Genomic DNA, 13,460 nt, shown 5'->3' on the forward strand with positions numbered 1-13,460 from the left:
GGGAACCCGAAATGGGCAGCTGCCACGCCCTCGCCTTCGACCCCGACGGCACCATCCACGCCGCCGCCGACCCCCGCCGCCTCGGCCGCGCCGCAGGCACATAGGGCACTTCTGAAACACCCCGGCGCGGGACCGGAAACGTACACCGGCGCCCGGCGCGGCACCGGCGGTGACCCGGACGTCCACCGGCTCCGCGGCGCCTGGCATCAGTCACCGCATTTCCTCACCCCGTACACCCAACCGCTCGAAAGGGCTGCTTCCATGACGACCGAACACATCCGTGACGACGGTACGCACCGGCCACTGACCGAACGGGTCCGGGTCCGCCGCCGAGCCGAGCGGGGCTCCTACGATCCCGCCCAGGTGAACGCCATCCTGGACGAGGCGCTGATCTGCCGTGTCGCCTTCGTCGACGACGGGCGGCCGTATGTGCTGCCGACCCTGCACACCCGTATCGACGACACCCTCTACTTCCACGCCTCCCAGCAGAACCGGATGTTCAAGCGGATGCTCGAAGCGCCGGTCTGCGTGGAGGCCACGGTGATCGACTCGCTCGTGCTGGGCCGTTCGCTGTTCCAGAACTCGATGAACTTCCGCTCCGTCGTCGCCCTCGGAAACCCGTACGAGGTGACCGGAGCGGACGCGAAGCTACGGGCGATGGTGGCCCTGATGGAGCGTGTGGTGCCCGGACGCGCCGATGAGGTGCGCCCGCTCACCGACGCGGAACTGCGCAGCGTACGCGTCCTCGCGCTGACGCTGGAGGAGTGCTCGGCGAAGATACGCAGCGGCCCGCCCGGCGACAAGGAGAGCGACTTCGGACTTCCGGTCTGGGCCGGTGAACTGCCGCTGAGGATCGTCCCGGGGGAACCGGTCGACGACCCCGACCTCAGGCCCGGAAACCCGGCGCGGGAGCACATCCGCTCCTGGGGAAGCAGCCGTTCGGGTGTCTGAGCGGGAAACCACCGGCGTCGGCACGCGCGGCGGCGCCCCGGCCCGGCAGAAGGAGACGACAGTGCACAGCTACGGAACCTACCCGTTCGGACTGACGGGGGATCAGGAGGCCCGCGCGGGGCGCCTGCACCGGGACAGCGTGGTCTGCGACCTGCTGTTCCAGGGGCCGTGCTCACCGGATGTGTGGACCGGGGAACTGATCGCCGAGATCGACGCCCTGGGATCGGACGACCTCTACTCGGTGGCCTTCTTCCTCAAGGAACGTGCCATCGCGGGCAGATACCCCGAGTACAAGGAACTCTTCGACGCCTCCGGTGTCACCACCGCGGTGACGGGCGGATACGTACTGAAGGACAAGGCGTCTGTGCTCGACGCGGCACATCTGCTCGCCCGTGAGCTGGAGGCGTTCCCCTGGCTGCGCCGGGCGCGTACGGCCGCCGACATCCGTGCCGCGCACGCGGCCGGCGAGCAGGCCGTGTGGGGTCTCGTACAGACGAACATGCTCGGCCCCGGCGATCTGGATCTCATCGACGCGGCCCATGCCCTGGGTGTCCTGCACACCCTGGACTGCGCCTACAACGTCATGAACTTCATCGGGGCCGGGTGCACCGAGCGCTACGACCCCGGGCTGAGCCATTTCGGCCAGCGGTTCGTCCGCCGGTGCAACGACGTCGGCGTCATCGTCGACACGGCCCACACCGGCCGCCGCACGACCCTCGACGTCTGCGAGGTGTCCACGGCCCCCGTCATCGCCACCCACACCTCCGCCGAGGCCGTGTACCGCCACGACCGCGCCAAGAGCGATGACGAGATCCGTGCGATCGCCGCCACGGGCGGGGTGATCGGTGTCTACGCCGTACCGTTCTTCCTCGCGTCCCCCGACGCGGCGAACCCCACGATCGAGCTGGTCCTGGACCATATGGAGCACATCAGCGCGCTCGTCGGCCCGGAGCATGTCGCCATCGGTACGGACTGGCCGCTGGCCCTTCCGTATCACGTCCAGGAAGCCGCCTTCTCGAACAAACTGGAGGAGTTCGGCTTCCGGCCGGAACACCAGATCGACAAGGTGACCCGGACCCTGGACGGTTTCCGCGATTACCGGGACATGATCAACATCACCCGGGGACTGGTCGCGAGGAACTGGACCGACGAGCAGATCCGGGGAGTCCTCGGCGAGAACTTCCTGCGGGTCTTCGAGGCCGTCAACGGCTGAGCGGCCACCCGGAAAGGGTGCCCCGGCTCCGTATCGCCGATCCGGCCCGCCGACCTGCCCGGCGGGGGAGCGGGATCCGCCGCCTCATCCGGCTGCGGCCGGGCCATGCGGCGGGCGGTCGCCCCGACGGCCGGCTCCCGTGACACGCCCCTGCGGCGCCGTGCTCCGGGCCCCGCGGGTGTGCCGGGAGCGATGCCCGGCGTGCGCGGAGACTCCGGACGTGTGGATCCCGGCGGTCCGGGACACGGGCCGTCCTGTGAAGGGGCCTCCGTACCGGGCCGTACATCTGCCCGGCCGCCCGGCTCGGCCACGGCTGCCCGGGCGGCCGTGGCCGAGCCGGGCGGAGGGGAGAGCGGGGAGCGCCGACGCCAGAGCACGGGGACGGCTCACCGGACGGAGGGAAGCCCCCCCCGGAGAGCGCGCCCGGTGGCGGCACGGGCCCGACCACGGAAGCGACGGCCGTGCGGAGGGACCGGCAAGGCCCGGTGACCCGGAGACGTACGTACGGATGACGCGCGCGGGCCGGGACTCAGGCCGCGCGGTCGCGCATCGGGGGCATCCGCAGCGGACGCGAGCCCGGACCACCGACGTGGGAGAAGGGCTGCATCCGCCAGTCCAGCCCCTGAGGGAGCGTCAGCAGCAGTCCCATCTCCTGCTCCTGGGCCTCCAGGCTGTCGTCCGCGGGCTGCGCCCGGGACGCGGGGCGCCCGGTGCCCGCGCACACGGTCAGCCCGAACGGATTCCACGGGGTGGGGCACAGCGCGTGCTCCGGCAGTACGTCCTCGTCGGCGAGCAGCGCGATCGGCTGCGCGCAGTCCGGGCAGATCACCCGGTACATCTCGAAGGTGTCGTACTCATTCAGCTCGTCCAACTCGGCAGACCTCGCAGACTCCGCCGGATCAACAGGCTCCGGTTCGGTACGGCCGGTGTTCTTGACACTCTGCATGGAGAATCTCCCCCTCAGGTGGGCCCATCAGGCTCATGTGGCCTCGACCACAGCAAGCACTTCCCGCTGGGCCCGGTGGGTAACCGTCAGGTCACGATGGAGGTGGCGTAGAGCCTGTGGTGTTCGTCACATGCCCGCCGCAGATGCCCCGCGGATGGCGTACGAGTGTGCCGGAAGGGGCCGGTGCAATTAAGTTGATCCGCATGGAGGAGCTGGATCGTCAGATCGTGGAGTTGCTCGTCGCGGACGGGCGGATGAGCTACACCGACCTGGGCAAGGCCACCGGCCTGTCCACCTCGGCGGTGCATCAGCGTGTCCGCCGTCTGGAGCAGCGCGGTGTCATCCGCGGTTACGCGGCCGTCGTCGACCCCGAGGCCGTCGGGCTGCCGCTCACCGCGTTCATCTCGGTCAAGCCGTTCGACCCCAGCGCCCCCGACGACATCTCCGACCGCCTCGCGGGCGTGCCCGAGATCGAGGCGTGCCACAGCGTCGCCGGCGACGAGAACTACATCCTCAAGGTGCGTGTCTCGACCCCGCTCGAACTGGAGAACCTGCTCACCCGTATCCGTACGCTCGCCGGAGTCTCCACCCGCACCACCGTGGTGCTCTCCACCCCCTACGAGGCCCGCCCCCCGCGCGTCTGAGGCACTCCCTAGGCTGGTGCCATGAGCCAGAGCACCGCCCCCGCCGCCCGCGCCGCGGACCGCACCACCCTGCTGCGCGGCGGGGAAGTCCACAGCCCCGCCGATCCCTTCGCCACGGCGATGGTCGTCGAACGGGGGCACATCGCCTGGGTGGGGTCCGAAGGGGCGGCCGACGCCTTCGCCGACGGAGTCGACGAGACCGTCGATCTCGACGGCGCTCTCGTCACCCCCGCGTTCACCGACGCACATGTGCACACCACGGCCACCGGCCTCGCCCTCACGGGGCTCGACCTGTCGGGCGCGCGCACTCTCGCCGAGGCCCTCGTCCTCGTACGGGAGCACAGCGCCGCCCGTCCCTCGGACCGGGTCCTGATGGGCGGCGGCTGGGACGCGGCGAGCTGGCCGGAGCGGCGGCACCCCTCCCGGGCCGAGCTGGACGAGGCGACCGGCGGCCGTCCGCTCTATCTGCCCCGGATCGACGTGCACTCGGCCGTCGTCACGACCGCCCTGCTCGACCTGGTGCCCGGGGTCACCGGGCTGAACGGCTACCACCCGGACCGGCCGCTCACCGACGCTGCCCACCACGCCGTACGCAGTACGGCCCAGGGCGCCCTGACCCCCGCCCAGCGCGACGAGGCCCAGCGCGCCGCCCTCGACCGCGCCGCGTCGCTCGGTATCGGCACCGTCCACGAATGCGCCGGGCCCGATATCTCCGGCGAGGACGACTTCCTCGCCCTGCTGGCGCTCGCCGGGGCCCGGCCGGGTCCTCGTGTGGTCGGCTACTGGGCCGAGCAGATCGCAGATGCGAAGGGTGCCCGGCGCATCAGCGAACTCGGTGCCAGGGGTGCGGCGGGCGATCTGTTCGCCGACGGCTCCCTCGGCTCGCACACCGCCCACCTCCACGACCCGTACGCCGACGCGGACCACCGGGGCGCCGCCCGCCTCGACGCGGCCGCCGTCGCCGCCCATGTCACCGCCTGTACCGAGGCGGGGCTCCAGGCCGGTTTCCACGCCATCGGCGACGCGGCCCTCACCGCCGTGACGGAGGGAGTCCGGGCGGCCGCGCAGACCCTGGGCCTCGCCCGGGTGCGTGCGGCCCGGCACCGGGTCGAGCACGCGGAGATGCTCACCCCCGAGACCATCGCCGCCTTCGCCGAACTCGGGCTCACCGCCTCCGTGCAGCCCGCGTTCGACGCCGCCTGGGGCGGTGACGAGGGCATGTACGCCGAACGCCTCGGCGTGGAGCGGGCCCGCACCCTGAACCCGTACGCGGCTCTGCTGCGCGCCGGGGTGCCGCTCGCCCTCGGCTCCGACAGCCCGGTCACCCCCCTCGATCCCTGGGGCACCGTCCGGGCGGCGGCCTTCCACCGCACCCCCGGGCACCGGGTGTCCGTACGCGCGGCCTTCACCGCCCACACCCGGGGCGGCTGGCGGGCCGTCGGCCGTGACGACGCGGGAATCCTGGTGCCCGGCGCCCCCGCCGACTATGCGGTGTGGCGCACCGGGGAACTCGTCGTCCAGGCGCCCGACGACCGGGTCGCCCGCTGGTCGACCGATCCGCGTTCGGGCACTCCCGGCCTGCCCGATCTCACCCCCGGCGCCGAACTCCCGTTCTGCCTGCGCACGGTGGTCTCTGGACAAACTATCTTTGATCGTCCAAACGGGTGACGTACGGACATTTCGTACCGTCGATCGGGGGCGGAACGGTTCCGCCGCGACCTGCGGATCTTCGGTACTGGTCCGGCGAATTGGGCAAACCGCGCAGATCGCACCACTGTTGACATGGAGCGCCCACGGGCGGGTAGGTTCGGCCGAGTCCACCACAGGACGTCCGACCGGTGAAACCTCCGAGCAAGTCGTCGAACGCCGCTGGGCCATGGGCAGTGCGCCGCACCGGAGCACTGCCACTGGGAGCCAGGTCCAGCGCCCGCGCCTCGGGGGCGAGGGAAGGTTTCAGCCGGACGGCAGGTGTGACCCGGGTGGGGCCCGGCGTTCAGTAGACAACGGCTCTCGGTCGATCCGCAGCCAGCGGATCCCAGGCCGGCCCGAAGGACGCTGGGCCCCGATCCGTAACAACGGCCATTTCTCGCATTCCATACCCTTCGCCGCCGTGCCGCCCGGGTGGCCGACACCCCCGGCACTCATCGGCACTTCCCCGTGCCCGGCGATCGCTAAGGTTGGGTCCCTGCGCACGACACGAAGGGGCTGCAGTGAACGACGGCGGTAAGGGCGGAGCCCTCAGGCGGTACGGCCCGCTCGGACGAGTTCTGGTGATCATCCCGACCTACAACGAGGCCGGGAACATCAAGAAGATCGTCGCCCGGGTGCGTGCCGCCGTGCCCGACGCGGCTGTCCTCATCGCCGACGACAACAGCCCCGACGGCACCGGAAAGCTCGCCGACGAACTGGCGGCCACGGACGAGCAGGTCCATGTGCTCCACCGCAAGGGCAAGGAGGGCCTCGGCGCCGCCTATCTCGCCGGTTTCGCCTGGGGCATGGAGCACGACTACGGCGTACTGGTCGAGATGGACGCCGACGGCTCCCACCGGCCCGAGGAACTGCCCCGGCTGCTGACCGCGCTCAAGGGCGCCGACCTGGTCATCGGCTCGCGCTGGGTCCCCGGCGGACGGGTCGTGAACTGGCCCAGGCGCCGCGAGTACCTCTCCCGCGGCGCCAGTACGTACTCCCGGCTGCTGCTCGGCCTCGACGTCCGCGATGTGACCGCGGGCTTCCGCGCCTTCCGCGCGGACACCCTGCGGGGACTCGGACTCTCCGAGGTCACCTCCCAGGGATACTGCTTCCAGGTCGACCTCACACGCCGCGCCGTGGGGCTCGGTTATCACGTGGTGGAGGTACCCATCACCTTCGTGGAGCGCGAACTCGGCGACTCCAAGATGAACCGGGACATCGCCGTGGAGGCGCTCTGGCGGATCGCGGGCTGGGGGGTCTCGGGCCGCGCGGGCCGCGTCCGCGGGCGCCGCGCCCCCTGACCCGTACGCTCCCGGCGATCACCCGCCCCCTCCGCTTCCACGGCCCTGCAGGCACACTGGGAACATGACGACCGGCACTCCGCCCCCGACGGCCCCCAAGCGCTCGCGTGCCCGCCGCTTTGTCCCGCTCGGACTGGCCGCCTGGCTGGTCCTGGAGATCTGGCTGCTGATCCTCGTCGGTGAGACCGCCGGGGGAGTGGCGGTCCTCGCCCTCCTCATCGGCGGCGCGGTGCTCGGCGGCACGGTCATCAAGCACGCGGGCCGCAATGCCTTCCGCACCCTGTCCGAGACGCTGCAACAGCAGCAGGACGGCCGGATGCCGTCCCCCGAGTCCTCCGGCAGCACCGGCAACGGCTTTCTGATGCTCGGCGGTCTGCTGCTGATGATCCCCGGCCTGATCTCGGACGCGGCGGGTCTGCTCCTGCTGATTCCGCCGGTCCGCACCCGGCTCGGCCGTTACGCCGAGCGCTCACTGGAGCGCCGTATGCGCGAAGCTCCTCCCGGCACCTTCGGGGACGCCTTCCAGCAGGCCCGTATCCACCGCCCGGACGGCAAGATCGTCCAAGGCGAGGTCATCCCCCAGGACCCCCCGCCCCCGCCGCCACCGGACGCCCCTCAGCGCCCGCTGCCGTAGCGCCCGCGGCCGGCTGGTCCCGTCCGCGATCGGCGCGGGGGAGCGCCTTGGGGCAGCCGGTCCCGTCGTCCCTTGTGCCCTGCGGCGGACGGGATCGCGCCGGAGAGCCTGGGCAGGACAGTCCCGCCTCCCCGACCGCCCCTGCCCGGTCTTTCCGGGGCCTCTCCCGAGCCTTTGGCCCGGACAGCCCGAGAACCTGCTGTTCATACGCGGAGAAGCCGAGGCAGGCTTCTCCGCGCCGCCCGATGGGATGCCGCACGCTCCGAGACCGGGCCCTCGCGGGGCTCCGCCCCGGACCCCGCTCCTCAAACGCCGGAGGGCCTGAAATGGGTCCCCCACGCCCGGAAGCCGGGGGTGCCACCGGTTCCGGAACACCCGCCCTCTGCGCCCGAAGCCCGAGACGCTGGACCGGCAGATCGCCCACCGAAGCCCGGGCGGCCGGATGCGGCCGGAGCCGGAGCCGGAGTGCGGGGCGCCCGCGAGCGTGGCAGGACGGGACGACCGTCTGCCCGAGGCGCGCCGTCGGGCGACTCGGCCCGCGTCCCCCACCGTGCTGCCCCGGGACCCCGCCCGGACATACCCGTGGGCCGCTCCACACCAGGTGTGAAGCGGCCCACGGCTTGGTCAGTCGCTCTGCTTTCGGCCGTCATCGCCCGCCCCGTGCCACGCACACGGTGACAGAAGATACGGCCGCGAGGGTCAGGCCGACTTGCGGCTGTCCCTCGGGTGCACGGCGATGTTCATGGCGCCGGAGCGCAGGACCGCCAGCCTCTCGGCCAGCACCTCCTCCAGCTCCTCGCGTGTGCGCCGCTCCATCAGCATGTCCCAGTGTGTGCGCGCCGGCTTGCCCTTCTTCTCCTCGGGGCCGTCCCCGTCCACCAGGAGTGCCTGGGCGCCGCACGCCTTGCACTCCCACTCCGGCGGAATTTCTGCCTCGACCGAGAACGGCATCTCAAACCGATGTCCGTTCTGGCATGCGTACTCCACCGCCTGGCGCGGGGCCAGATCGATGCCGCGGTCCGTCTCGTAGCTGGTAACCACGAGGCGCGTGCCGCGGAGAGCTCGCTCACTCATGAATCGTGCCTCCCGGGCTTGTCGCCCACAGGACAGGTGTCGCTGTCGTCGTCATCCGGTCAACGTCCGGTCGGCCGTAAAGATTCCCGTTCCGGGTCATGCGTCGCCCGTCGTGCCGCTGGTTTCCCATACGTGGGGGTACCCACCAGTGCCCGGTTTGTCACATCTGACAGAAAGTGTCACCCAGGGACTTCGCTTTCTTCGTGCGCAGTAACGGTCCGCCTGGCAGGCCAAACGCGTACACTACCGCCCTTTCACTTCGGCGTCTAAATTCGGTCCGGTACAGGATTGCCCGCCGCGGCCACCGCCCTCCGTACCGGGACCCGTGCGAGCAGCAGGAATCCCAGGGCGAAGAAGGCCACGAGGGAGATGATCGCGTCGCGATAGCTGCCGGTCAGCTGGTAGGCGAGGCCGAAAACGAGCGGTCCGAGCCAGCTGAGCCCGCGGTCGCTCATCTCGTACGCCGAGAAGTACTCCGCCTCCTTGCCGTGCGGCACCAGATGTGAGAAGAGCGACCGGGAGAGGGCCTGGCTCCCGCCGAGCACCAGCCCGATCGCCGACGCCAGCGCGAAGAACCAGAGGGGGGCCTCGGCCGGCAGGAAGTACCCCGCGACGAGGATCAGCGTCCAGACGGCGAGCGAGGCGAGGATCGTCCGCTTCGCGCCGTGGGTCCGGGCCAGCCGCCCCATGAGCAGCGCCCCCGCCACCGCGAGCACCTGCACCAGCAGGACCGCCACGATCAGGGTCGTCTGTCCGAGGCCCAGCTCCTTGGAGCCGTAGATCGACGCCTGGGAGATGACGGTCTGGATGCCGTCGTTGTAGACCAGGTACGCCAGCAGGAACGACAGCGTCAGCGGATGCCGCCGCATGTCCCTGATCGTCGCCGCCAGCTGCCGCCAGCCGGAACCGGCCGGGCTCCCGGCGCCGGGCGCGATCCGCCGGTCCCGCAGCCGCCGCAGCGGGATCAGCGTGAAAGCGCCCCACCACACGCCGGCCGACGCCAGACAGATCCGGACCGCCGCCGACTCGGACAGCCCGAACCCCTCGTGGTTCGTATAGAGGATCAGATTGAGCACCAGCACCAGGGCGCCGGAGGTGTACCCGAAGGCCCAGCCCCGCGAGGAGACCGCGTCCCGCTCGTCGGGCCCGGCGATCTGCGGCAGATAGGCGTTGTAGACGACCATCGACACCGACAGGGACGCGTTCGCGACGATCAGCAGAAACGCGCCCAGCAGATAGCGGTCGCCGCCGAGGAGGAACATCCCGGCCGTCGCGGCGGCCCCGGTGTACGCCGCTGCCGCCAGCATCGGCTTCTTGCGGCCCGTACGGTCCGCCCGCGCGCCCGCCAGGGGCATCAGCAGCACGGCCACCACCAGCGACGCCGAGACCGAGTAGGCGAAGACCGAACCCGCCCGCACCGGAATACCCAGCGGATGCACGAAGCCGTCCGCGTCCGCCGCGGCCTCGGCCACCGAGGTGAGATACGGCCCGAGGAAGACGGTGAGCACGCTCGTCGAGTACACGGAGCAGGCGAAGTCGTAGAAGTACCAGCCGTGCTGCTCGCGCCGGCGCTCCCCCGCGCCGGCCGCCGGCTCGGCGGTCTCGGCAGCCATCAGCGCCCCCCTCGCTCGTCCTGTGGTGCAGACGCGCGGGTCAGACCCAGTCTCCGCGGTCGGCGAGTACCGTGCGCAGCGTCTCCAGTTGATCGGTCATGATGCCATCCACGCCCAGTTCCAGAAGCCGGGTCATGCGATCCCGGTCGTTGACCGTCCAGACATGTACCTGAAGTCCCCTTTGGTGCGCTGCCCGGACGAATCCGCGGTCCACCACGCGGATGCCGTTCTGGGTCTCGGGGACCTGGGCGCACACCGCGCCAACCCGGACCGCCACCGGGATTCCGACCGAGCGCAGCCGCATGCCCAGCACCCCGCGCACCCCGTACGAGGTCGCCAGACGCGGGCCCGCGAGCCGAGCGGCCCGTGCCACCCGGCCCTCCGAGAACGAGCCCACGCACACCCGGTCCCACAGTCCCGCCCTGCGGACGAGGTCCACGAGGGGGATCAGCGCGGACTCCGCCTTGAGGTCCACGTTCCAGCGGGCGCCGGGGAACTCCTCCAGCAGCTCCTCGAAGAGCGGCAGCGGCTCCCGGCCCGCGATCCTGGCCCGGCGTATCTCGCTCCACGGCAGCTCCGCGATCCGGCCCCGCGCGTCCGTGACCCGGTCGAGGGTGGTGTCGTGGAAGGCGACCAGCCTGCCGTCGGCGGTGGTGTGCACATCCGTCTCGAAGTAGCGGTAGCCGAGGGAGGCGGCCCGCCGGAACGCGGCCACGGTGTTCTCCAGCCCGTCCGCCGTGCCGCCGCGATGGGCGAACGGCAGTACGGAGGGATGGTCCAGAAAGGGATGCCGGGGGCGCCGTACACGAGTCACCGCCGAAGTATCGCCCGCTTCGGTGTCGCGCGGGTGACCACCGTGCTGCGGCCGCCCTGATCGGGGATGGCGAAGACGCGCAGGAACAGCTGGGCCAGCGGTCCGATCGCGAGCGCGTACGCGATCGTGCCGACCCCCAGGGAGCCGCCCAGAACGAATCCGGTCGCCACCACGGCCACCTCGATCCCCGTACGCACCAGCCGGATCGAACGTCCCGTGAGCCGGTGCAGACCCGTCATCAGACCGTCGCGCGGGCCGGGACCGAAGCGCGCGGCGATGTAGAGGCCCGTCGCCACCCCGTTCAGCACGATGCCCGCGATCATCAGCGTGACGCGCAGGGCGATTCCCCGCGCGTCCGGGACCAGGGCGAGGGTGGCGTCCATCGCGATGCCGACGACGAAGACATTGGAGACCGTGCCGAGCCCCGGCCGCTGCCGGATCGGGATCCACAGCAGCAGTACGGCGGCGCCGACGACGATCGACACGACACCGATCGTCAGCCCGGTGCGTTCGGACAGCCCCTGGTGCAGGACGCCCCACGGCTCCAGACCGAGTTCCGCGCGGACCAGGAGCGCCGCGCTCACGCCGTAGAGCACCAGACCGACGGAGAGCTGTGACAGCCTGCGGGCGGTGCGGCCGGAGCCGCGTGTCTCCCCGGCTTCCTCCGGCGCCCCCGGTGTCAGAGGTTGCCCCTGTGCCGTCTGTGCCGTCTTCCCGGAATCCCGCGGACCCTGGTCGGTGGACGGGACCGCAGGGCCCGTGATCTCAGCGGAGCCGGCCGGGCCCGCGGACTCGGTGTCTGGCACAGCGATGGCTCCTCTGGCGGTGGTGGACTGACTCATGACACTCTGTGGCCATGGAACACAGTGCAACCATGGCCAATTCGAGGAAGGTGGACTGATTTCCATGAGTCGTTGGACCTCGGCGGTGGGTGCGGCGCAGCTCGCCCGGCAGCTCACCGCCCAGCAGCCCCGCCCGGCCGGGCCCGGCACCCGTAAGCCGCCCGCCTACCGCGCGCTCGCCGACGGCATCCGGCTGCTCGTCCTCGAAGGCCGTGTCCCGGTCGCCGCCCGGCTGCCCGCCGAACGCGAACTGGCGCTGGCACTGACCGTCAGCCGTACGACCGTCGCCGCCGCCTACGAAGCCCTGCGGACCGAGGGCTTCCTCGAATCCCGCAGGGGCGCCGGCAGCTGGACCGCCGTACCGGCCGGGAATCCCCTGCCCGCACGCGGTCTGGAACCCCTGCCGCCCGAATCCCTCGGTTCCATGATCGACCTCGGCTGCGCGGCGCTGCCGGCGCCCGAGCCCTGGCTCACCCGGGCCGTACAGGGCGCGCTGGAGGAACTGGCGCCGTACGCCCACACCCACGGCGACTATCCGGCGGGCATCCCGGCACTGCGGCAGATGCTCGCCGACCGCTACACCGAGCGCGGCATCCCCACCATGCCCGAGCAGATCATGGTTACCACGGGGGCCATGGGTGCCATGGACGCCATCTGCCATCTCTTCGCCGGACGCGGTGAGCGCATCGCCGTCGAGTCCCCCTCGTACGCCAATATCCTCCAGCTGATGCGTGAGGCCGGGGCCCGGCTGGTGCCGGTCGCCATGGAGGAGGGGCTCGGCGGCTGGGACCTGCCCCGCTGGCGCCAGGTGCTCAGGGACGCGGCTCCCCGGCTCGCGTACGTCGTCGCCGACTTCCACAACCCGACCGGGGCACTGGCCGACGACGACCGGCGCCGGCGGCTCGTCGACGCGGCACGTTCCGCCGGCACGGTCCTCGTCGTCGACGAGACCATGTCCGAGCTGTACTTCGACGACGACATCACGATGCCCCGGCCCGTCTGCGCCTTCGACCCGGCGGGCAGCACCGTCGTCACGGTCGGCTCGGCCAGCAAGGCGTTCTGGGCGGGCATGCGCATCGGCTGGGTCCGCGCGGCGCCCGATGTGATCCGCTCCCTGGTCGCCGCCCGCGCCTACGCGGACCTCGGCACGCCCGTCCTGGAACAGCTGGCGATCCACTGGCTGATGCGGACCGGGAGCTGGGAGGAGGCGGTCGCCATCCGCCGCGGCCAGGCCCGGGAGAACCGTGACGCGCTGGTGGCGGCGGTGCGCCGGGAGCTGCCCGGTTGGGAGTTCGCCGTTCCGGGCGGCGGGCTGACCCTGTGGGTCCGTACCGGAGGGCTGTCGGGCTCCCGGCTGGCGGAGGTCGGCGAGCGGGTGGGGGTACGGGTGCCGTCGGGGCCGCGCTTCGGGGTCGACGGCGCCTTCGAGGGCTTTGTACGGCTGCCGTTCACGGTCGGCGGGCCGGTCGCGGAGGAGGCGGCGGTCCGGCTGGCCGCGGCGGCACGGCTGGTGGAGACGGGAGCGACGACGGGGACCGAGGCGCCGCGCACCTTCGTCGCGTAACCGGGGTTTCCGGCAACCGGGCTTCCCGTCGTCGCAGCCTTCCGGGCGACCGGCCTTTCGCGTGGCCGGGCTCTTGTGCGACCGGGGCGCGTGCGCCGTTCGAGCCGTTGGAGCCGTTGAAGCCGCGCAAAGGGGCATGCGCGCCGGTGCATCTGAGGTCGAGGGGTACCACGGA

Annotated in this window: 12 protein-coding genes; 7 read left to right on the forward strand and 5 right to left on the reverse strand. The window is 71.7% G+C overall.

The genetic code is table 11. The annotated features are described in order from the left end of the window. Nucleotides 1–261 precede the first annotated feature (261 nt). Both ACIBCM_RS33915 and ACIBCM_RS33920 read left to right on the forward strand, forming a co-directional pair. Nucleotides 262–951, forward strand: coding sequence for a pyridoxamine 5'-phosphate oxidase family protein (locus ACIBCM_RS33915; RefSeq protein ID WP_399250079.1), 690 nt, complete (start codon nucleotides 262–264; stop codon nucleotides 949–951). 61 nt (nucleotides 952–1,012) lie between these two features. Then, nucleotides 1,013–2,164, forward strand: coding sequence for a dipeptidase (locus tag ACIBCM_RS33920; protein ID WP_399250081.1), 1,152 nt, complete (start codon nucleotides 1,013–1,015; stop codon nucleotides 2,162–2,164). 529 nt (nucleotides 2,165–2,693) lie between these two features. On the opposite strand, the gene ACIBCM_RS33925 is transcribed toward ACIBCM_RS33920, so the two are convergent. Beyond that, complete coding sequence (locus tag ACIBCM_RS33925) at nucleotides 2,694–3,110, reverse strand: hypothetical protein (protein WP_399250083.1); 417 nt, start codon at nucleotides 3,108–3,110, stop codon at nucleotides 2,694–2,696. A 203-nt stretch (nucleotides 3,111–3,313) separates the two neighbouring features. On the opposite strand from ACIBCM_RS33925, the gene ACIBCM_RS33930 reads away from it, so the two are divergent. The 4 genes from ACIBCM_RS33930 (at nucleotide 3,314) to fxsA (ending at nucleotide 7,378) form a co-directional block, all read left to right on the forward strand. Then, nucleotides 3,314–3,754 carry an Lrp/AsnC family transcriptional regulator gene (locus ACIBCM_RS33930; protein ID WP_399250085.1) on the forward strand — a complete coding sequence of 147 codons (441 nt, stop codon included), beginning with the start codon at nucleotides 3,314–3,316 and terminating at the stop codon, nucleotides 3,752–3,754. Nucleotides 3,755–3,775: 21 nt separating this feature from the next. Continuing rightward, nucleotides 3,776–5,422, forward strand: coding sequence for an amidohydrolase (locus ACIBCM_RS33935; RefSeq protein ID WP_399250087.1), 1,647 nt, complete (start codon nucleotides 3,776–3,778; stop codon nucleotides 5,420–5,422). 542 nt (nucleotides 5,423–5,964) lie between these two features. Continuing rightward, a complete protein-coding gene (locus tag ACIBCM_RS33940) occupies nucleotides 5,965–6,744 on the forward strand; it encodes a polyprenol monophosphomannose synthase (RefSeq protein ID WP_399250088.1) in 780 nt (259 codons plus the stop codon). 64 nt (nucleotides 6,745–6,808) lie between these two features. Continuing rightward, entirely contained in the window at nucleotides 6,809–7,378 is a 570-nt protein-coding gene (fxsA, locus tag ACIBCM_RS33945) for an FxsA family membrane protein (RefSeq protein ID WP_399250090.1), read from the forward strand. Between the two features lie 699 nt (nucleotides 7,379–8,077). On the opposite strand, the gene ACIBCM_RS33950 is transcribed toward fxsA, so the two are convergent. From ACIBCM_RS33950 to ACIBCM_RS33965, 4 genes are all read right to left on the reverse strand, one after another. Continuing rightward, the gene (locus ACIBCM_RS33950; protein ID WP_003959706.1) at nucleotides 8,078–8,452 is read right to left on the reverse strand and encodes an RNA polymerase-binding protein RbpA; all 375 of its coding nucleotides are present in this window, start codon (nucleotides 8,450–8,452) and stop codon (nucleotides 8,078–8,080) included. A 266-nt stretch (nucleotides 8,453–8,718) separates the two neighbouring features. Next, on the reverse strand, nucleotides 8,719–10,065 hold the full coding sequence (locus tag ACIBCM_RS33955) for an MFS transporter (RefSeq protein WP_399250092.1): 1,347 nt from the start codon (nucleotides 10,063–10,065) through the stop codon (nucleotides 8,719–8,721). A 40-nt stretch (nucleotides 10,066–10,105) separates the two neighbouring features. Next, nucleotides 10,106–10,879 carry a glycerophosphodiester phosphodiesterase family protein gene (locus tag ACIBCM_RS33960; protein ID WP_399250093.1) on the reverse strand — a complete coding sequence of 258 codons (774 nt, stop codon included), beginning with the start codon at nucleotides 10,877–10,879 and terminating at the stop codon, nucleotides 10,106–10,108. After that, entirely contained in the window at nucleotides 10,876–11,562 is a 687-nt protein-coding gene (locus tag ACIBCM_RS33965) for a YitT family protein (protein WP_399250148.1), read from the reverse strand. Before ACIBCM_RS33965 ends, ACIBCM_RS33960 begins: the two co-directional genes overlap by 4 nt. Nucleotides 11,563–11,785: 223 nt before the next feature. Between ACIBCM_RS33965 and ACIBCM_RS33970 the strand changes: the two genes are divergently transcribed. Beyond that, the gene (locus ACIBCM_RS33970; protein ID WP_399250095.1) at nucleotides 11,786–13,285 is read left to right on the forward strand and encodes a PLP-dependent aminotransferase family protein; all 1,500 of its coding nucleotides are present in this window, start codon (nucleotides 11,786–11,788) and stop codon (nucleotides 13,283–13,285) included. Nucleotides 13,286–13,460 lie beyond the last annotated feature (175 nt).

Origin of the sequence: Streptomyces sp. NPDC051018 (genome assembly GCF_044456085.1) — a bacterium.
GTDB lineage: Bacteria > Actinomycetota > Actinomycetes > Streptomycetales > Streptomycetaceae > Streptomyces.

Excerpts from the sequence above, each read along its gene's own strand:
- ACIBCM_RS33935 (WP_399250087.1), top strand. The coding sequence starts at position 3,776 with ATGAGCCAGAGCACCGCCCCCGCCGCCCGCGCCGCGGACCGCACCACC.
- ACIBCM_RS33950 (WP_003959706.1), bottom strand. The coding sequence starts at position 8,452 with ATGAGTGAGCGAGCTCTCCGCGGCACGCGCCTCGTGGTTACCAGCTAC.
- ACIBCM_RS33955 (WP_399250092.1), bottom strand. The coding sequence starts at position 10,065 with ATGGCTGCCGAGACCGCCGAGCCGGCGGCCGGCGCGGGGGAGCGCCGG.
- ACIBCM_RS33915 (WP_399250079.1), top strand. The coding sequence starts at position 262 with ATGACGACCGAACACATCCGTGACGACGGTACGCACCGGCCACTGACC.
- ACIBCM_RS33925 (WP_399250083.1), bottom strand. The coding sequence starts at position 3,110 with ATGCAGAGTGTCAAGAACACCGGCCGTACCGAACCGGAGCCTGTTGAT.
- ACIBCM_RS33970 (WP_399250095.1), top strand. The coding sequence starts at position 11,786 with ATGAGTCGTTGGACCTCGGCGGTGGGTGCGGCGCAGCTCGCCCGGCAG.
- ACIBCM_RS33930 (WP_399250085.1), top strand. The coding sequence starts at position 3,314 with ATGGAGGAGCTGGATCGTCAGATCGTGGAGTTGCTCGTCGCGGACGGG.
- fxsA (WP_399250090.1), top strand. The coding sequence starts at position 6,809 with ATGACGACCGGCACTCCGCCCCCGACGGCCCCCAAGCGCTCGCGTGCC.